Origin of the sequence: Mesorhizobium sp. M0909, assembly GCF_040319515.1 — a bacterium.
Taxonomy (GTDB): domain Bacteria; phylum Pseudomonadota; class Alphaproteobacteria; order Rhizobiales; family Rhizobiaceae; genus Mesorhizobium.
Window position 1 is genome coordinate 207,112 of the sequence record NZ_JAMYOA010000006.1, and the last position, 17,513, is coordinate 224,624.

Here is a 17,513-nt window from a genome sequence, read left to right on the forward strand (position 1 = left end):
AGCTTTGGGCGGAACTGCAGGGAGGCAGCCTGCCGCTTCACCCGCAGTCCGATATGAAGGCTGTCGTGGCATGCCCGTCATGCGGCTCGCCTTCGACGAGAATGTTTGCCTCCCACGCGGCGTCGACAAACGCTTGCCGCGCTTTGCCGGCCGTAATTTCACCGGTTCGGGCGCGATTCAATACATCAGCGGCCGCCAGCGCCAGTGGGGCATTGCGCGCCGGCCATTTCTCGCTTTTCAGGCAATGCACTGCTTCGAAAACGGAACTGACCAATCGCGATCGCCCAGGCTTGCCGAAATAGATGCAAACAGGTGTATCGAACTCTATTCTCTGCACCGTATTCCTCCCGGTTCAAGCAAGGTGTCGCTTCAAGCAAGCTGCGTGTCTTCAGGGTCTACACGACTGTCCGATGGGCGTTTCAGCCAAACGTCGTAGGCCTTCGCAGCTGTTTTGGCGCGTGCTGGTGTTTCGGCTGCGATATCGTAGGCCAGAATGCCCGCCTTGCGGGCGAATTTATCGAACGCCGCGCGCACCGTCTCGACGTCGACCTCGTCAGCCAGCCCGGCGCGACAGGCGTCGAACGCCGCCTTGTGCGCCGGACCGCGGCTCGGCCATTCATTTAAGACGTCATAGGCCTGCCAGATATTTTCGACATAGCGAGGGAAACCAAGGCCGACGAGAATTGGAACGGGGCGGCCAAACAGTTTTTTTGTCATCTGTGTCTCCGCGAAAGAGCCTGTCGCATCAACGCCCGGGGCGGACCCGAGGCTCATGCTCTTTAACGCGGGATTGCTGCACGGGTTGCAGCAGGTTTGTTCGATCGTGCGCGGCCGGTCACTTGTTGGTCCGCATTTTTTGCCGAGGATTGATACCGCCTTGCGGCGTGGTGTCGTTTTCGACATCGCCTTCGAACGTATTGGTGCCCTGATCGAGCCGGTCGCCCTCCTTGATCGTGCCCCTGGAACTGCCGATGCCGGGATCGTTGGCAAGATCGCTATCGGCCGGCGTTTTGCCTTTGGCGTGCTTGTTTCGTGTCATGGACTCCTCCTGTTTCTTGAGGTGGCAGGCCGCCCTTGAGGTCGCGGCCAAGGCTCGCTGCGAATCGCATTTCGACGCGCCAAATGGCGGCGCCCGAATTGTCGGACGACCTTGATTTTGAACTCCGCGATCCCGATGGTTGTTCCGTCAAAAATATCGCCGTCGGCCGGGATTGCTCAGCCAAGCCCTCTCCGGTTTTCTGGAGTCGGGTGATTTTCGCCAACCGGAACGATCTTTCGCCCAATGCATTTAACTGGTCTGCGCTCGCGAACTCATTCTGGACGGGAGCTGGACCATTGCCACCCACAGCCTACGCCTTAGCGACCCGCGAAACCGAAGACGTTTCCATCGTCGACCTCATACCCGCTTTGAGGGCTTTCGCCCGCACCTTCTGCCGCACTCCCGATGATGCCGACGACCTGGTCCAGGAGACGCTGACCAAGGGCCTGGCCAACATTGACAAGTTCGAAGCTGGAACGCGTATGAAGTCATGGCTCTTCACGATCATGCGCAACACCTACTACACGCGTGTCAGGGCCGCCGTGAGGGAAGCGCCTGGCCTGCTCGACTGTGCTTCGCTGCGGCCGATCTCGGAAGCGACGCAGGAATGGTCCGTACAGGGCAAGGAAGTCCACCAGGCCATCCAGAGCCTTCCTGAGCATCAGCGCGAGGTTCTGATGCTGATAGGCGTGCTGGGCGTCAGCTATGAGGAAACCGCCGAAATATGCGGTTGCGCGGTGGGAACCGTGAAGAGCCGGCTCAACAGGGCCCGCGCCGGCGTGCTTGAATACCTAGGCGAAAGTTCCTCGCAAACCCTGATGGAAAGGCGCAGCTATCTGTCCGAAGGACAACTGGACTTCGAAGCCGAGAGGCGCCGCTAATATATGTCACGTTAGTTACTGGTTCCGCGCAAGCGTCTTTCGACAAGCGCATGCTGCAATTCGATCGCAAGTTTGGTCAGCCGGTCAGGAACCCTTTCCTGCTCGATTGCCGCAAGCAAGGAAGCGATTTCCCGGTCTATCGTCAGGTCGGCGCGCGTGCCGACGGAATCTTCCCTTGCGCGAGACATCGCGTTCTCTTGGCAAATGTTGGTCCCTTCATCTCACTCTGGTGGCAACAGTGCGAGTTTGCAAGAATTTGCAGGCCATCCATGCGACCGGCTTCGGTCCTTGCACAGCTTCGTCAGCGGTTGGGCTCTCGCTGCGTTTCAATTGCTCACCGGCTGCAAGCCATATGCTGCCGCAACGATCAGTCTTCAGGCCGCCGATCCGCTGAATGATCCTGGTACTGCTCGGATTTGACCCGATTGCCGTCGAGCCCACGCTCCTTGGTGTGCTGCTTCTTGTCTCTGTTGGACAGAACGGCGTTCTCTCCGATCTTGTCCTTGGGAAGATCGGTCATCGCGCCAGCGCCGGCGCCTTTGCCGTGACTGCCGCGACCGATGTGCTTCTTGCTGCCGGACGCCATCTCGTCCTCCTTCCTGCTGTCGAATAGCGGCTTTTCCCGTTCGGCATCCGAACCTGCGTTGGGCCGCAATGTTCCGCCGGAAATCGTAAGCAGGAAGGCATCGCCATCCCAGTGCCGGAACGGCTTTTCGCCGTCGACGACAACCTGCATGCCATTTGCGTTGGCGAACTTATGGACATCGGCGCGATCCAGCGCCGGCGATCCGCGATATGAATAGTTCAAAAGCACGGCCATGCCTGGTCTCTTCAGCACGCGTGCGATTTCCACAAAATGTCGTTCCGCGAGGCCGGCCAGCACCAGATAGGGAAAGCTGTCGACGGCCAGCACGCGGTCGAAGCTGGCATCGCGAAAATCGGCAAGATCGAAACCGCGGGTAGGGCGGAATTCTACATTGCCGAGCCCGGCGCATCGCCGGCGGGCGATCGAGATCATCGCCGGGGATATATCGCTGCCGACGATCCGGTGCGACAGAGCAGAGAGCGCCTGTTCGAACCGACCGATGCCACAGCCGATATCCAGTATGTCACGGTCGGTACCGGTAAAGCCTCGCCTCTCCAGCCATGTAACGATCTCAGCCGTAGCGGCCGCGAGCTTTCCCTCATTGCCCAGCGACGACAGCTGGACGCTCGCCGCCGGGGAGATCGCCGCCGCTGCGTCAAACCCGGCCGCCAGCCGCTTGACGACCGCATCGTCGGTCTCGCCACCGCCACGCTCGTGCCGAACGGCAGCACCAATTTTGCGCAGCGTGGCGAAGATCTCGGGCCTGCGCTGAAGCAGGTCCGCGATCCGTTGTAATTTTGCCGTCTTTCGCGGATCGGCCGAATGCGTGTTTTGTGCAATCTTCGCCAGTTCTGCGGCTTCGATTCCTGTCTCGAAACGGAGAGCCAGCCTGGCGATGACGGCTTCGACGCTGGCACCGTCTGCCATGCAGTCCTCCAGCACCCGCCTTGCTGATGTCGACCGCCGAGGTCCTGGCTGGGTCGCGCTCATTGACCTTTGCTCCGCGTCCAGATCTTGCGCATCGTCCACCGGTCGACGGCGCCCCAGCTGTATTTGTAGGCCTCTTGTCCGCGCAGAAAATCGAACTCTTCCGCGCCTTCGCAGATCGCCTGCCTTATCGCCTGGCCGATGAGCAGCGCGCCAGGACTTTCATCGGCATAGGCCGGATCGAAGCCACCGAGATAAGCGTAAGCGCGGCCCCGATCATGGAACCCGTAATAGGCGCCCACGATCACGTCACCGATGGTGATGAGCCAGCATCGGGCAAGCACTTGTACGACCAGCTGCGGCAGCGCCTGACGGTGGAATGCTTCCACGCGGGAATCGGACAGAACGCCGTCGCCGTGTCCGACCCAGCGTGCGCGGTGAAGGCGGATCAGGTGATCGAGGAATGTCTGCGGATCGGACAAAGCGGGTTCGATGGAGACCCTGCCGCGTCTCGACGCGGCCCTGTGGGCGCGGCGCAATTGGCGCCTCCGCCGCGCCGGAACACAGCCTTGAAGCGTCTGGTCGCCGGCGAGAGCGAGCACTGGGCAAGCGGCATGACTGACGGCTTGGCACGATTCGAGCGCGGCATGCCTGATGGCAAGGCCGGCGCCGCCGGGAGGCAGGTCCTGCAAGATCCACTGTGACCAGCCGAGGGAAAGAACCGTGTCGGCGATGGCGATGGCGACCGGTTCGGCGGTTTCGGGAATACAAAGAACATCCAGATAGTCGCTCAACGAAATGCCGAGCGGAAGCAGCCGCGCGCCAGCGTCCTGGCATTCCAGATAAAGTGGCGCCAGGCCGACCAGATCGTCGCCACTCCAGACGGCGACCGTCGCTAGCTCGCCGGGAGCGAATGTCCGCCACCATGGCAGCAACCATGCGGGAGACTGGAACGGCGTCGCCGAGGGACTGCGCGACCAGAGTTCCCACCAGTGCGGCTCAAGGGCTTCGAGGCCGGCCGGATCGTCGATGATGTCACCGCGGAGCATGTCCCGCTCACTTCGCCGTCGCGAGCTGCCCGCTGTCTGTGCCGAGCCGTGCCAGCGCCCGATAGGCGTCCATGTAGGAGGAAACCATGCGGTCGAGTGAAAAGCGCCGCCGCGCCTCGGCTCGGCAGGTCTCGGGGTCCAAGTCGCGTGCGGCAACGATGGCTTGCGCCATCTCGTCGACATCCCCGACCAGATACCCGGTTTTGCCGTGCTCGACCACATCCGGCAGTGCGCCATTCGGGAAGGCCACCACCGGGGTGCCGCAGGCGAGCGCCTCCATGGCGACGAGCGAACTGGTTTCCGCGGCAAGGCTCGGGATGACCAGGCAGCGGGCTGTGTTCAGCAGGCGCCGCTTGGCGACAAAGCCGACCGGACCAAGGAAGCGGCGCCGGTCGTCCAGCCGAGGTCCGACGTCGTCGCGAAAATACGCGGTGTGGGTTTCGTAAGGGTAGACTTTGCCGCCGATGACCAACGGCACACCGGCCTTCTTGGCTGCGTCCAGCGCCAGATGGATGCCCTTTTCCGGGCAGACGCGGCTGAGCACGAGGGCAAAGTCGCGCTTGGCCTGCCGCTCGCTGAGCGCGTCAATGTCCACTCCGTTCGGGATCGGTTCGATGAGCCTGGCTCCCGGCGGCGCGGTTCTTTGCTGAGCCGCTGATACCGCATGCAGCCACAGATCCTCCCTTGTCGGATTGAGAGCGTCGGCCGGATACCAGTCGAGCGGCAAATGCAGGGTCACCAATGTCGGCCCGTCGCCCGGCAGATAAGCGTCGAAATCGATGCCATGCAAATGAACCACGTCGATTGGCCAGCGAGCGCGTGCGGTAGCGATTGCAGCGCGATGAGCACGCTGCGCCCGGCGCTTCGCCGCTTCATCGAGCACGCCCGGTTCGGCCGGCGTCTCGATGAGAGTGCCCGCAGCGCTCGAGCCCTGGCAACCGATCACGATCGAGCGGTGTCCGGCCTGTACGAGCGCCTGGTCGAGCATCGACAGCACCTGCTCGGCACCACCGACCGCATCCGGCCCGACCGGGGCGAGGGGATAGGCGACGTTGAGGACGGTGAGCGTCATGGCGGGAGAGCCGAAGCTCCTCACGCCGCGGAGGCGCGTAGCCCGCCGACGGAGGGGGCAGCGATGCTGCCGGCATAGCGGCGCGTCATTGCCGCGCAGAACTCGGCGAATTCCTCCGGCACCAGCGGCGGACTGCTGTGGTGCGGCATCATTCCGCGATGCTCCGGCGTGAAGCAGAAAGTAACGGTCACGTCGAAGTCGGCCAATGCCTCCATCTGCCGGTCGAACCAGTCAAGCGCGTTCGGCCTGAAGCTGTCGGCCCAGGAAAGCCCGGTACGCAGATTGGTGACGCCGAGGCGTTTCATCCAGGCAACGGCGTCATCAAGCCGGTGATCTTCGAAATGGAACCACTGCACCAGTCCTAGTGCCGGCGTGTGGTGCAGGAACTCCTCGAGCGCGGGCTTTGGCGTGCCGTCCTGGCGAAGCAGGCCCATGTAGAAATGGCGATAGTAAGACGAGCCTTCCGCCTCGCGATGGCGCGTCGTCGCTTCCCACTCGCGCGGCAGGTCGTAGAGGCTGTACCATTGGATGCGCGGTGCGTTGCCGATCAGCAATTCCGCGGTCCGGCGCAGGCCCCAGACCTGTACCTCCTCGGCGCCGAAGGTCGACACGCCGACCTCGCTGACCCATACCGGAAGATTGGTGACAGCCGAGATCTCGCCGACCTTCTGCGGCCATTCGTGGATCTGCCAGAGATTCCAGTCGAGCGGAAAGCCGTGCACGGCGACCGCGTCGACATGATCGAGCACGCCGAATTCCTTCATCCGTGTCATGAAGCCGGCATCGATCGGCGAGATGCCGCCCAGCACCTTGGTCAAGGCGGGATTCTCCGCCGCGATTGCGTCGGCGGCCAGGATTGCCGTAGCGGCGAAGCGGCTCCAGTCGGGGTCGAGCTTGGGATCCCAGTGGGATTTGTTGTTGGGCTCGTTCCAGATCATCGCGGCTTCAATCATTTATCTGTCCTTTCGACGGGTACACGGCGCCGCCGCCGGCCGGCACGTCGGCGGTGCGGCAGAAATAGACCTCCTGTTCCGGTTGCACCACGATCTTGAAGCCGGCGCTGCGAAGCATGGCTTCGGTGCAGGCGCGATTGGGAATCCACCAGTTGGTCGGGTCGTCGGCGTAACGATGCTCGATGAAATGCAGCTTTGGGAATTCCGGCCGGTCGAAAAGGTCGTGGGTCCAGAAATGATAGTTCTGCTCGAGCGCCAGCACGTTGGTGCTGCCGCGTTGCATCGACTGGAAGATCATCAGATCGTCGGCGACGTGCTCCCGGATCAGATCGAGTGCGAGCAGAGGATGGCGCAAATGGTAGAGCACGCCCATGAACAGCACGATGTCGAACCGCTCATGCAGCGCGCCAACGTCGTAGACCGAGAGCTGCCGGAATTCGATGTCGCAGTCTGCGACCTCGGCGGCAAAGCGCGCCTGCGCCAGGTAAGCTTCATCGAAGTCGATGCCTAGCACGCGGCCGGCGCCGCGACGTTTCATCTCGATGGAGTAGAAACCCGCATTGCAGCCTATGTCGAGCACCGCCTTACCGGAAAGATCGGCGGGAATCGCGTCGGCGAATTTGCGCCATTTGATCAGCGGATAATTGCCAAGGAAATGGTCGGGAGCGGTTTCGATGCCGGCCAGTTCCATATTGTGGAACCATGGGCCGAGCGCATCGATACGGCGGCGGATCTCGGCATCGGAATGCAGCATGGCTAGCCTCCTTCGCCTGCGAGGATAGGGACGTGCTGGTGGCCGGGCAGCGTAATGGCGGCTTGGTCGTCCTTGGTACCGGCGGCGCTTTCAAGCAGCCGCAATGCGGTGCGGTAGCCGTTGAAGGTGCCGACATCGACATAGGCGATGCCAGCCTTGATGCCATAGGCCTCGCCCCCGGCGGCGAGATAGGCGTTGACCAGTGTGCCGATATATTCGTCGCACCGGTCCCGTTTCCGCCACAGCGCGGCGAGCTGATGAAGGGTGCGGCCGGGCATCTTGAACGCACCCCAGATCCAGTTTGACGCGGCATTCTGTTGCTTGACCTGGATTTGCCTCACCCGGCCGTCCGGGTCGACAACGACGGCATCGAAGAACTCCGGCTGGTCCACCGGAAACAGCAGAAAGGACAGGCCGTCGTCCGGGAGGGCCTGGAAGCCGTCTTCGGGAAACCAGATCGTGTCGGGCAACCCGACCAGAACGGTCTCGTCGGCCGCGACGAGCGGTGCGGCGCGGAAGATGGCGTCGCAAAGGCCGACCGGAGAGGGCTGCACCACAAACAGAGCGGCCGCGTCGGCATAGCCGGCAGAATAATATTCCAGGATATCCGACTTACCCGAGCCGATGACGAAGCAGATCTTGTCGGCGCCAGCGCGCACCATGCGACGCACCAGGTATTCACTGACCGCGCAAGGCCGCTCGGTGTTGCCGTCGATGCGGCTGCCGACCGGCAGAAGCTCCTTCGAAAAGCCGAGCGGCTGGATGCGGCTTCCCCGTCCGGCTGCGGGCACGATGCCCAACATCAAACTGCCTCCTTCAACGGCTCGCCATGCGTGGAGCCGTGCAGTGCATCGGACAGGATGCGGTCGAATTCCTTCGCGCGCCGCGCCGAGGTGTGTTCGTCCAGCACCCGCTCGCGCGCACGGTGCCGGATCGCGTCAAGCTCGGCGTCGGATAGGTCGAGCGCGCCGATCACGTCGTCGGTGCTGTTCGCCACGACGATCTCTTCGCCGGGCCGGAAAAAGGCCTCCAGTCCGGGCCATGTGTCGCTCACCATCGCAGCCCCGCAAGCGGCGGCTTCGAACAGCCGGCCGGAAGGACACCAGCCCCGTTCGGCCATCGCCTCGCGGGTCACGTTCAGGGTCAGTCGTGATGATGAAAAGAAGGCGGGGTGGTCGGCCGGCGGCAGATGCCGGACGAAGAAGATATTGTCGCTCCACGGGAATTCCTGCGGATATTGTGCGCCGCCAATAATGAAACGGCGATCCGGCAGGCGCGCAGCCGGGCTGACCAGCAACCTCTCGACCCCGGCCTGGCGGTCTGCCGCATAGGTTCCAAGATAGGACAGGTCGCCGGCAAACTCCGGCCTGGGCGGGGCGGGCCGGTGTCGCTCTGGATCGACATGGCCGTAGAGCGGCATGACGCGGCGTGCACCCAGCGTCGACCTCAATGCGTCGATCGCGGTTCCTCCCGTGTAGCTCAGCACGAGATCGAAATCGCGAAGCCCTTCCGGCCCGAAATAGGCCGGAGGCTCGCCTTGTTCGATCCGCGCCAGCGTCACCGGCGTGTCCAGATCGTAGAAGACCTTCAGCCCGCGACAGGCCTGGTGAGCAAGGCGCGACGCGCTCACGGCATCGGGGCAATAGGAGGTGACGATGACGACATCGGCCTCTTTCATCGCCTGCTCGGCAACGCGCTGGATGTCCTCCCAATCCGGGTAAAGGACAAGGTTGCCGCCATCCAACTGGTCGAGATCGCGTGTACCGGCATAATAGGGAGTGTTGCGTTCGAAGAAGGTGATGGACCAGCCCAGCCCGGCCATCGCCCGGATCAATCCGCGCCACAGCGTGGCGTGGCCGTTGCCCCACGACGATGTCACGGTAAGACCGAAAATGACCATGCGCATCCGGCAAATTCCTCGTCAGGCAGCTTCGTTGAGTCTGATCAGCTTCGACCCCCAGTCCCCCCAAACAACTGTGGTGATCGACGCTGGGTCGATATCGAAGCGAAAGCAGTTCCCCAGCGACAGGCCGAGCACTTTGCACACCGCGGCCTTGATGACGTCGGCATGGCTGACCAGTGCAACGGACTGGTTCTGGTAGGTGCCGCGGACCTGTTCGATCAGCAAGACGACGCGTTGCTGCACGTCCAGCATGGTCTCGCCGCTCGGCGTTCTCGCCTGCTGACGCTGGTCATTCCACGCTCGCCAGTCGGCATCCTTGTTCAGCTCCTCGAAGGTCTTTCCCGACCAGGTGCCGAAGTCGATCTCATCGAGTTCCTCGCGGATCACGATTTCACCGGCATTGCAGGCAAGCGCCATCGGATTGGCAGTCTCCTGCGTGCGTTCGCGCGGGCTGCAGAAGATTGCCGCTACCGGCTCGCGTGCCATACGGTCAGCCAGATGCGAGGCCTGTGCCCTGCCGGCTTCGCCGAGGCAAACGCCGGCCATCCGCCCGGCAAGATAACAGCCGACATTGTCATGCGCGGCGTGGCGCACCAGAAAAAACGTCGTCGTCATTCCGCCGCATCGAGCATCGGCTCGTCCTTGCCGGCGATGAAAGAGAGCGTGCGCTGGCGGGCTTCCGCGTCGGTGAACTGCTCGGGCGGCGATTTCATGAAATAGCTGCAGGGGCCGGTCAGAGCGCCCGCGATGCCGCGGTCGAGCGCCAGCTTGGCGCAACGCACCGCATCGATGACGACGCCGGCCGAATTGGGCGAATCCCACACTTCCAGCTTGAGCTCGGCATTCAGCGGCACGCCGCCGAAGGTCGTACCTTCGACCCGGATATAGGCCCACTTGCGGTCGGTCAGCCACGGGACATGGTCGCTCGGCCCGACGTGAATGTTGCCGGGCTCCAGGGGAACGTCGATCTGGCTGGTGACGGATTGCGTCTTTGAGATCTTCTTTGATTCCAGCCGCTCGCGTTCCAGCATGTTGAGGAAGTCGGTGTTGCCGCCGAAATTGAGCTGGTAGGTGCGATCGATGCGCACGCCGCGCTCACGGAACAGGTTGGCGAGCAGCCGGTGGACGATCGTCGCGCCGACCTGGCTCTTGATGTCGTCGCCGATCAGCGGCAGCCCGTGCTGCTCGAAGCGCCGGCGCCACTCCGGCCGCGAGGCGATGAAGACTGGTATGCAGTTGACGAAGGCGCAGCCCGCCTCGAGCGCGCACTCGGCGTAAAAGCGTGTTGCCTCCTCCGAACCGACAGGCAGATAGGACACCAGGATCTCGGTGCCGCTTTCGGCGAGGATCTTGCCGACGTTGGCGACCGGCTCGTCGGCCTCCTCGATCTCGTCGCGCAGATATTTGCCGATGCCGTCCAGCGTCGGTCCGCGTTCGACGCGAACGCCGGTAGGCGCAACATTGGCAAAGCGGAAAGTATTGTTGGGCGCGCTGTAGATCGCGTCTGCCACATCACGTCCGACCTTGCCCTTGGCGACGTCGAAAGCGCAGACCACCTCGATGTCCTTGACATGGTAGCCGCCAAGATCGGCATGCATCAGCCCGGGTATGGGCTCATTGCTCCTTGCGTCGCGGTAATAGGTGATGCCCTGAACAAGGGAGGAGGCGCAGTTGCCGACGCCGACTATTCCGATCCGAACTTTCTTCGATCCCACGAAACCGCTGCCTATGCTGTTGAAGGTAAGTTCTTCGTGCCAAACCGCCTTCCTCCCGGATTGTTCCTTGCCGGCTGTAAAAATCGTGCAACCGACGGTGGATCAAAGTAGCGCCCGCCGAGTTGTGCAGCCGGGGGTGAGGCCAACCGGGACGAGACAATGATCGTCTATGGCGACCACAAGCAAACTGAGAGCGCGCGATACGTTCGCGCCTCGGCTTGCGACGCGGCCGGGCACATCGCGGACATGCCAAGCGGGATCGGACGGCACGCAGCCCTGGTCGGCCTGTTCATCAAGGTCTCGGAATTGGTCCAGGGCCTTGCCGACGCGGAATTCGAGGCCAAGGGCACGGACAGGAATTCCCCACAACGGATCGCGGGCGCAAATCTCCTGGTCGGCTTGGCCCGGGACGTGGGCAGATCGTGGAGGGCCGGATTCGCCGTCGACGGCCCGGTCGATGCCGAAGTGCCGCGAATGTTGGCCGAACTCGGATGCGATGGCGACATTCTGACCGGCGCGGCTGAGGGCTACGCTCATTATGGGCTTTATCCGGAGAGCTATTTCGTCGCCGCGCAGCAGTCGGGTCTCGATGCGAACACATGCGTAATCGGCATCCGCAGCATCGGCCTGGGGCTTGCAGCGATGGTGGCTGCAGCCATCGGCGCGCCAGCACCCGTCAGCGTCCGTCCGACCGGCCACCCGTTTCGCAGGCGGCTTGCCGCCGATCCGGAGCTGATCGGCGGCTGGATGACGAAGCCGTCGGCCCGCTTTGCCATCGTCGATGAGGGCCCGGGTCTGTCCGGCAGCTCGTTCCATGCCGTCGTCGCATGGCTACAAGCGCTGGGCATCGATGCCAGGCGCATCCATCTGTTCCCAAGTCATTTGGGTGGCCCGGGCCCCGAGACATCGGCGGACATCCGTGAGGCATGGACGGTGTGCCAAAAACACACCGCGGATTTCGAACGGACTTTCCCCGCTGGATCCGCTCTGCCGGCGCTGCGGGATTGGGTGGCTAGAATGATCGGCCGCACAGGGGTCAGCCTGATGGAAATATCCGCCGGAGAGTGGCGCCGCTTGCATTATGGCTCGCAGGATCAGTGGCCGCCCGTTCATCGCGGCTTCGAGCGGCGGAAGTTCCTCGCTTCCGCGGGCCGGGAAAAATGGTCGGTCAAATTCGTCGGCCTCGGTGAAATCGGAATGCACAAGACCGAGACCGCCAGGAGGCTGCACGACGCAGGCTTTGGCCCGGAAGTCGCCGGGCTTTGCCATGGCTTTCTGGTCGAATGCTGGATCGACGGCACAACGCTGGACCGGGCAACGCTTTCGAAAGAAAAATTGGTCGCTCACCTGGCGCGCTATTTCGCCTGGCGCGCAGCCAATCTGCCTGCCTCGGAGCCAGGTGCCTCGCTGGAGGCGCTTGCCGACATGGCCGTGCGGAATACAAGTGAGGCGCTGGGCGAACGCCGCGCGGCGGAGCTGCAGACCTGGTTCTCGAAACAGGCTCCACCCAAGACCATGCAGCGGGTCGAGATCGACGGGCGGCTTCATCCGTGGGAGTTCATCCTTTCGCGCAGTGGAACGCTGGTCAAGACGGACGCCCTCGATCATTGCCGATCGCACGATCTGATCGGCTGCCAGGACATCGCCTGGGACATTGCCGGCGCCCGTGTCGAGTACAGCCTCTCCAATTCGGCGACTGGGGCGCTTTGCAAGGCCGTGGAAGCGAGAGCCTCCGGTCCCGTCGATGCCAATCTGGTCCACTACTATGAGCCCTGCTATCTTGCGTTCCAGCTTGGCTTGTGGAGCATGGCTGCACGATCTGGCGATGATCGGGAACAGATGCGGCTGGCGGCCGCGGCAAGACGTTATACCTCGATGTTGCTTCGTTTCCTGGAGAACCAAGGGGAACTGCGGCCCTTCGACCAGGATCAGTCCAGCCGGCGAAGCATATCCGCTTCCTTTTCGAGGATGGCGACTACCTCCTCGCGCTGAAGATGCGTCATCATCAGGCTCACGCAGCATTCCAGATAGGTGATGGAGGCGCGCCGCAGGAAGGCAGCCGTCTCCTTTGCGGCCATTTGCTCGATGTCTTTGGCGGATCGCTTCGGATGCACAGTCGTCTCCATGCCGGTACCTTGGCAGAACCAGAAGCTGGACGGGTTGTTCCCGCGACGAGAAAAAGTGACCAAATCCGAAACGACCGCGCGATCATGCAGCGGCCAGACGCTCTCCGCCTCAGGCCGGCAGGTTTTGCAGCCGGCCTGAGGCAGAACGCACGGTGGCGGCAATTTGACGTCTTCTGTCGATCATCTGCGCCGTCTCAAGCTCAGCAAAATAGCCGATCGTGCGCATCAGACCTTGCCTGAGCGGCACTTTTGGCGACCAGCCGAGAAGCTTCTTTGCGCGGGATATGTCGGGTTGCCGACGACGAGGATCGTCTTGCGGCAGCGGCAGGAATTTCAGGCCCGATTTGGTTGCGGTCATGCCTCTCACAAGGCTCGCCAGTTGCAGGATGGTGAACTCCCCCGGATTGCCCAGATTGACCGGCTGGCGTGGATTGGGATCGACGTCCATCAGCCGGATCAAGCCGTCGACCAGATCGGAAACGTAGCAGAACGACCTCGTCTGCAGCCCGTCGCCGAATATCGTCAGCGGCCGTCTCTCGAGTGCCTGCATGATCAGATTGGAAACGATCCGCCCGTCCGCAGGGTCCATCCTGGGGCCATAGGTGTTGAAGATGCGCGCGACACGGATATCGGCTTTTCCCATTCTCAAATAATCGAAGCATAAGGTTTCGGCGGTGCGCTTGCCTTCATCATAGCAGGCGCGGGGGCCGATGCAGTTCACGTGGCCGACATAGTCTTCCTTCTGCGGATGCTGTTCGGGATCGCCATAAATTTCGCTGGTGGACGCCTGCAGGAAGCGGGCGCCATTACGGGCGGCAAGCTCCAGCAGATTGAGCGTCCCGATGACACAAGTCCGCGTCGTGTGGACCGGGTCGGCCTGGTAACGCGGCGGCGAGGCTGCGCATGCCATGTTGAAGATGCGATCCACCGGTTCGCCAAGCTCCAACGGCCGGCAAATGTCTTGCTTGATCAGCCGAAAATCCGGACGATCGGCGATCGATGCTATGTTCTCCATGCGGCCGGTAAGGAAATTGTCGACGCAGATCACGCGCCAGCCGGCCTGGAGCATTGTCTCGCAAAGATGCGAACCGAGGAAGCCGGCGCCGCCGGCGACAAGCACGGTCTTGGTCCGTTGCGCCTTTCTTGATAGCTGCATCTCTATCTTCTCCGTCTGCGGGTCATGCTGCGCTCTCGACGTTCAGATCGAGAACAGAACGTGGCGATTTGGCCTGCGCCAGCAGCGCAACGAAGTCGCGGGCTCTTGCGGTGCTTGTGTGAGCTGCCAGGATGAGCACGCGCGCCTGCGTGGCCATGGCAAGCCGGGCGCCGTCGGATTCTCCAGACAGGATACCGATTACGTCCTCGGTCCTGCGCGCCGTGTGGATCGTCCGCCCTGGAAACAGGCTGTCCAGTCCGGCCCAGCAATCGCTGATGATCGCCGTGCCGCAGGCGGCTGCCTCGAAGAGTCGCACGCTGGGCGACCATCCGGCCGCGATCATGGAACTGCGCGTGACGTTCAACGTGTAGCGTTGGCGGCTGTAAAAGGCGGCATGGTCTGCCGGCGGCAGGTGTTCGATGCGATCGACATTGGCCGGCCAGGCGATTTCGCGCGGATATTGCGAGCCGGCAACGACGAAGCGACGCTGCGGCATGCGACGCGCCGGTTCGAACAGCAGGGCCTCCAGCGTCGCCTGGCGGTCGGGGCTGTACGTGCCGAGATAGCCGAGATCCCAGCGGATTGGGTCACCGGTTCCGTGATGCCGTTCCGGGTCGACGGAGCAGTAGAGCGGCTCGGCCCGCCTCGCGCCGAATTCCGCCGTCAGACGGGCAAGCGTCGGCCCGCCGGTGAAGGAGAAGTAGACATCGAAATACGGGACCTGCCGCCTGGCAATATACTCGCAATCATCGGTTGAAAGCCTTGCCAGCGTGACCGGCGTGTCGATGTCATAGAAGCAGAACTGACCCGTGCACAGCGATGCCACGATGTCGATGATTTCAGGGCCTTGCGGAACGAAGGAGCCGACGACCACGATATCGGCATCGCGCAGGCAGCGCGCAAAATTGCGGCGAAGATCATCGGTCGTTTCATAGTAGCGCAACGCGCAGAAATCGGGATCGCGCAGATCCCGGTGACTTGCGTACCACGGCACGTCTCGTTCGAGAAAGGTGACGCGGTGGCCGAGTTCGTGGAGACCTTTAAGCAGCCCCCGAAAGGTGGTGGCGTGGCCGTTTCCCCAGGACGAGGAGAGCGACAGGCCAAGAAAGACGATGTCGAGCGGCTTCGTCATTCGGCCGCCTCCACGGTCGGACGCTCGAAATGGCGCCTGAAAATGGCGTCGGCCAAAACGGCCCGTGTCGTATAGGTATGTTCGCCAAGTACCCGCCGAAGCGCCGATGCCCCGATCGCCTTCGCCTGTTCGGCGCTAAGGCTTTGCATGATCTCGGCGACATCCTCGCCATCGCGCGCGACCAGGATTTCCTCGCCGGGTTTCAGGAACAGGTCCACACCGAGCCAGGCGTCGGTGATGAGGCACGCGCCGGCGCCGGCTGCCTCGAACACGCGCGTCGCCGGTGAGAAGCCATTGGCTGCCATGCTGTCGCGGCTGATGTTGAGCACCGCCTTGGCCGTGACGTTCAGTGCATTGTGGTCACGCGTGCCGACATGGCCGAGCCATCGGACATTGGCGGGCATCTGCTTGTCGCCCCACCCAGATCCGCCGAGCAGGAAGCGCTGATCGGCCGAGCGGCCGGCCGGGTTGAGGAAGAAGGCCTCGACGCGCGCCTCGCGGTCCGGCAGCCGGTTGCCGAGGAAGGCGAGATCGCAGGCAAAACGCATATCCTTGCCGACCGGATGATGCGTTTCCGGATCGAGCGCATTGTAGATCGGCACGCATTCGGCCGCTCCCATGGCCCGATAGGCCCAGACCACCGGGTCGCCGCCGCCATAGGTCAGCACGAGGTCAATTTCCTGCAGCGCGCGATGCAGCGGATGGTCGGGTTCATCGCGCAACTGGCCGAGCGTCGCCGGCGCATCGACATCCCAGAATACGGTCAGCGCATCGGCACGGGCGTGATCGAGCACCGCCCGCAACAGCGCGTCGTCGGCGAAACCGACGCCACTCGCCTTGACGACGATGTCCGCCTCCGCCGCCCGCGCGGCCACCTGCATCATGGCATGCGGGGTGGCCTCGTAGACGACCACGGCACACCAGTCCGGCGCCTCGATGTCGCGGTTTTTCTGGCGATCGTAGACGTCCGGCTCGTAGAAGGTGATGTCATAGCCGAGCCTTGCCAGGGCCTTGAGCAATCCGCGGTAATAGGTTGCCGCGCCGTTCCAATAGGACGACAGCAGGCTCGATCCGTAGAATGCGATCTTCATTCGGCGGCCTCCTTTGCAAGGATCGTGTCGGCGGCTTGGCGGTGCCCGCATTCGGCGAGCACGCCGAACAATTCATCCGCCCGGTGCCGGCATGTGTGCCGCAGGCGGATGGTCTCGAGGCCCGACGTCGCCAGAGAAGCGGCGAGATCCGCATCGTGCAGCACGGCGCGAAGATGACGCCGCATCTCGAAGCCATCATTTGCAAACAGGAAATCGGTGCCGGGCCTGAACAAGCGTTCGACATCGGACCAAGGCGCCGAAACGAGCGGAATGCCGCAGGCGAGCGCCTCGAACATGCGGATGGTCGGGATGCCGGGCAGGCTTTCGCGGTATGGACGCCGCGGGATGTGAACCGTGATGCGGTTCGCCGCGAATGCCTTCGGAACGTCGGCATTGGCGATCCAGCCTTCGTAGCGCAGGCCGGCGGCCGCAAGGTCGGCGAGCGCCTCCCGCGGATAGCGAACGCCGTGGACGGTTCCGCTCAGGCCGAGCTCACGCACCGGGCCGACCAGGAACTCCCTGATTTCGGCGCTGCGCTCGTCGTCGCCCCAATTGCCGATCCAGATAAGGTCGGAACTACGCTCGATTTCAGGATGCGGCTGGAACAGGTGGTCATCGGCAGCCTCGTGCCAGGTGAAGACCCGCTTGCCCCATCCGGCGCGGAGATAGCTTTCCCGCAGCGCCTCGCCGAAGGCGAGCACGCCGTCATAATGTTCAAGCCGCAAGGAGGAGATCGCTTGCGTGGCCGATATGGCGCGATGGTGCGTGTCGTGGAACAGCAGCGTGAAACGCCCGCCATTCGCTTTCGCCCTGCCCAGCCGCGCGACAAGACCCGGCTCGGTCCACTCATGCACGATCACCACATCGGCATCGGAGATCCAGGCTTCGTGGTCGAAGGCGGCGTCATAGGTGACGGGCATCAACTCGGGAAAGTCCTTCCGGAATCGTTCGATCGCGAAGGATCCTTTCTCGGCCAGCAGGTTCGACCGGCTCCAGCCGTCGGCAGGCTCCAGCGCGATAGCCTGGTGCCCGCGCGCGACCAGCTCACGCATGATGCCGCGCAGGAAATGTGCGTTGCCGTGGTTCCAGTCGGAAACGATCGAATGGGTGTAGAACAAAAACCGCATAA

19 protein-coding genes and 1 pseudogene are annotated in these 17,513 nt (G+C 63.0%); 2 read left to right on the top strand and 18 right to left on the bottom strand.

Annotated elements, in window-relative coordinates:
* Positions 1 to 37 precede the first annotated feature (37 nt).
* From NKH83_RS11760 to NKH83_RS11770, 3 genes are all read right to left on the bottom strand, one after another.
* On the bottom strand, positions 38 to 337 hold the full coding sequence (locus NKH83_RS11760; protein ID WP_352476454.1) for a DUF982 domain-containing protein: 300 nt from the start codon (positions 335 to 337) through the stop codon (positions 38 to 40).
* Between the two features lie 32 nt (positions 338 to 369).
* On the bottom strand, positions 370 to 717 hold the full coding sequence (locus tag NKH83_RS11765; protein WP_254818815.1) for a DUF982 domain-containing protein: 348 nt from the start codon (positions 715 to 717) through the stop codon (positions 370 to 372).
* Positions 718 to 835: 118 nt separating this feature from the next.
* A complete protein-coding gene (locus tag NKH83_RS11770; RefSeq protein WP_352804388.1) occupies positions 836 to 1,039 on the bottom strand; it encodes a hypothetical protein in 204 nt (67 codons plus the stop codon).
* A 296-nt stretch (positions 1,040 to 1,335) separates the two neighbouring features.
* On the opposite strand from NKH83_RS11770, the gene NKH83_RS11775 reads away from it, so the two are divergent.
* Complete coding sequence (locus tag NKH83_RS11775) at positions 1,336 to 1,920, top strand: sigma-70 family RNA polymerase sigma factor (protein WP_254818908.1); 585 nt, start codon at positions 1,336 to 1,338, stop codon at positions 1,918 to 1,920.
* 11 nt (positions 1,921 to 1,931) lie between these two features.
* On the opposite strand, the gene NKH83_RS11780 is transcribed toward NKH83_RS11775, so the two are convergent.
* The 11 genes and pseudogenes from NKH83_RS11780 to NKH83_RS11830 all read right to left on the bottom strand — a co-directional run bounded on the left by NKH83_RS11780 (position 1,932) and on the right by NKH83_RS11830 (position 10,879).
* On the bottom strand, positions 1,932 to 2,108 hold the full coding sequence (locus NKH83_RS11780) for a hypothetical protein (RefSeq protein WP_254818813.1): 177 nt from the start codon (positions 2,106 to 2,108) through the stop codon (positions 1,932 to 1,934).
* Positions 2,109 to 2,287: 179 nt separating this feature from the next.
* A complete protein-coding gene (locus NKH83_RS11785) occupies positions 2,288 to 2,506 on the bottom strand; it encodes a hypothetical protein (RefSeq protein ID WP_023676213.1) in 219 nt (72 codons plus the stop codon).
* A gap of 192 nt (positions 2,507 to 2,698) precedes the next feature.
* Positions 2,699 to 3,496 (bottom strand): annotated as a pseudogene (locus NKH83_RS11790) (class I SAM-dependent methyltransferase); the annotation flags it as partial.
* Positions 3,493 to 4,482: a GNAT family N-acetyltransferase gene (locus NKH83_RS11795; protein WP_352804391.1), complete on the bottom strand. Its 990-nt coding sequence runs from the start codon at positions 4,480 to 4,482 to the stop codon at positions 3,493 to 3,495. The pseudogene NKH83_RS11790 and the gene NKH83_RS11795, both read right to left, overlap by 4 nt.
* Before the next feature lie 7 nt (positions 4,483 to 4,489).
* Positions 4,490 to 5,554, bottom strand: a complete 1,065-nt coding sequence (locus NKH83_RS11800) for a glycosyltransferase family 4 protein (protein WP_352804394.1) — start codon at positions 5,552 to 5,554, stop codon at positions 4,490 to 4,492.
* Between the two features lie 20 nt (positions 5,555 to 5,574).
* A complete protein-coding gene (locus NKH83_RS11805) occupies positions 5,575 to 6,507 on the bottom strand; it encodes a glycoside hydrolase 5 family protein (protein ID WP_352804397.1) in 933 nt (310 codons plus the stop codon).
* Complete coding sequence (locus tag NKH83_RS11810; RefSeq protein WP_352804400.1) at positions 6,500 to 7,261, bottom strand: TIGR04290 family methyltransferase; 762 nt, start codon at positions 7,259 to 7,261, stop codon at positions 6,500 to 6,502. Before NKH83_RS11810 ends, NKH83_RS11805 begins: the two co-directional genes overlap by 8 nt.
* A gap of 2 nt (positions 7,262 to 7,263) precedes the next feature.
* Entirely contained in the window at positions 7,264 to 8,064 is an 801-nt protein-coding gene (locus NKH83_RS11815) for a nucleotidyltransferase family protein (protein ID WP_352804403.1), read from the bottom strand.
* Complete coding sequence (locus tag NKH83_RS11820; protein ID WP_352804406.1) at positions 8,064 to 9,167, bottom strand: CgeB family protein; 1,104 nt, start codon at positions 9,165 to 9,167, stop codon at positions 8,064 to 8,066. Before NKH83_RS11820 ends, NKH83_RS11815 begins: the two co-directional genes overlap by 1 nt.
* A gap of 15 nt (positions 9,168 to 9,182) precedes the next feature.
* Entirely contained in the window at positions 9,183 to 9,779 is a 597-nt protein-coding gene (locus NKH83_RS11825) for a histidine phosphatase family protein (protein WP_352737246.1), read from the bottom strand.
* On the bottom strand, positions 9,776 to 10,879 hold the full coding sequence (locus tag NKH83_RS11830) for an inositol-3-phosphate synthase (protein WP_352804409.1): 1,104 nt from the start codon (positions 10,877 to 10,879) through the stop codon (positions 9,776 to 9,778). Before NKH83_RS11830 ends, NKH83_RS11825 begins: the two co-directional genes overlap by 4 nt.
* A gap of 159 nt (positions 10,880 to 11,038) precedes the next feature.
* Here NKH83_RS11830 and NKH83_RS11835 point away from each other — a divergent pair, with 159 nt between their 5' ends.
* Complete coding sequence (locus tag NKH83_RS11835) at positions 11,039 to 12,871, top strand: hypothetical protein (RefSeq protein ID WP_352804413.1); 1,833 nt, start codon at positions 11,039 to 11,041, stop codon at positions 12,869 to 12,871.
* A gap of 243 nt (positions 12,872 to 13,114) precedes the next feature.
* Here NKH83_RS11835 and NKH83_RS11840 read toward each other — a convergent pair whose 3' ends face one another.
* The 4 genes from NKH83_RS11840 to NKH83_RS11855 are packed head-to-tail and all read right to left on the bottom strand — an operon-like array spanning position 13,115 to position 17,511.
* Complete coding sequence (locus tag NKH83_RS11840) at positions 13,115 to 14,161, bottom strand: UDP-glucuronic acid decarboxylase family protein (protein ID WP_352804416.1); 1,047 nt, start codon at positions 14,159 to 14,161, stop codon at positions 13,115 to 13,117.
* A gap of 22 nt (positions 14,162 to 14,183) precedes the next feature.
* On the bottom strand, positions 14,184 to 15,293 hold the full coding sequence (locus NKH83_RS11845; RefSeq protein WP_352804419.1) for a CgeB family protein: 1,110 nt from the start codon (positions 15,291 to 15,293) through the stop codon (positions 14,184 to 14,186).
* Positions 15,290 to 16,384, bottom strand: a complete 1,095-nt coding sequence (locus tag NKH83_RS11850) for a CgeB family protein (RefSeq protein WP_352804422.1) — start codon at positions 16,382 to 16,384, stop codon at positions 15,290 to 15,292. The genes NKH83_RS11845 and NKH83_RS11850 overlap by 4 nt, the downstream gene beginning before the upstream one ends.
* Positions 16,381 to 17,511, bottom strand: coding sequence for a CgeB family protein (locus NKH83_RS11855; protein WP_352804425.1), 1,131 nt, complete (start codon positions 17,509 to 17,511; stop codon positions 16,381 to 16,383). The genes NKH83_RS11850 and NKH83_RS11855 overlap by 4 nt, the downstream gene beginning before the upstream one ends.
* Positions 17,512 to 17,513 lie beyond the last annotated feature (2 nt).

Excerpts from the sequence above, each read along its gene's own strand:
- NKH83_RS11840 (WP_352804416.1), bottom strand. The coding sequence starts at position 14,161 with ATGCAGCTATCAAGAAAGGCGCAACGGACCAAGACCGTGCTTGTCGCC.
- NKH83_RS11785 (WP_023676213.1), bottom strand. The coding sequence starts at position 2,506 with ATGGCGTCCGGCAGCAAGAAGCACATCGGTCGCGGCAGTCACGGCAAA.
- NKH83_RS11825 (WP_352737246.1), bottom strand. The coding sequence starts at position 9,779 with ATGACGACGACGTTTTTTCTGGTGCGCCACGCCGCGCATGACAATGTC.
- NKH83_RS11845 (WP_352804419.1), bottom strand. The coding sequence starts at position 15,293 with ATGACGAAGCCGCTCGACATCGTCTTTCTTGGCCTGTCGCTCTCCTCG.
- NKH83_RS11850 (WP_352804422.1), bottom strand. The coding sequence starts at position 16,384 with ATGAAGATCGCATTCTACGGATCGAGCCTGCTGTCGTCCTATTGGAAC.
- NKH83_RS11820 (WP_352804406.1), bottom strand. The coding sequence starts at position 9,167 with ATGCGCATGGTCATTTTCGGTCTTACCGTGACATCGTCGTGGGGCAAC.
- NKH83_RS11770 (WP_352804388.1), bottom strand. The coding sequence starts at position 1,039 with ATGACACGAAACAAGCACGCCAAAGGCAAAACGCCGGCCGATAGCGAT.
- NKH83_RS11810 (WP_352804400.1), bottom strand. The coding sequence starts at position 7,261 with ATGCTGCATTCCGATGCCGAGATCCGCCGCCGTATCGATGCGCTCGGC.
- NKH83_RS11835 (WP_352804413.1), top strand. The coding sequence starts at position 11,039 with ATGATCGTCTATGGCGACCACAAGCAAACTGAGAGCGCGCGATACGTT.
- NKH83_RS11765 (WP_254818815.1), bottom strand. The coding sequence starts at position 717 with ATGACAAAAAAACTGTTTGGCCGCCCCGTTCCAATTCTCGTCGGCCTT.
- NKH83_RS11795 (WP_352804391.1), bottom strand. The coding sequence starts at position 4,482 with ATGCTCCGCGGTGACATCATCGACGATCCGGCCGGCCTCGAAGCCCTT.
- NKH83_RS11800 (WP_352804394.1), bottom strand. The coding sequence starts at position 5,554 with ATGACGCTCACCGTCCTCAACGTCGCCTATCCCCTCGCCCCGGTCGGG.
- NKH83_RS11815 (WP_352804403.1), bottom strand. The coding sequence starts at position 8,064 with ATGTTGGGCATCGTGCCCGCAGCCGGACGGGGAAGCCGCATCCAGCCG.
- NKH83_RS11780 (WP_254818813.1), bottom strand. The coding sequence starts at position 2,108 with ATGTCTCGCGCAAGGGAAGATTCCGTCGGCACGCGCGCCGACCTGACG.
- NKH83_RS11855 (WP_352804425.1), bottom strand. The coding sequence starts at position 17,511 with ATGCGGTTTTTGTTCTACACCCATTCGATCGTTTCCGACTGGAACCAC.
- NKH83_RS11805 (WP_352804397.1), bottom strand. The coding sequence starts at position 6,507 with ATGATTGAAGCCGCGATGATCTGGAACGAGCCCAACAACAAATCCCAC.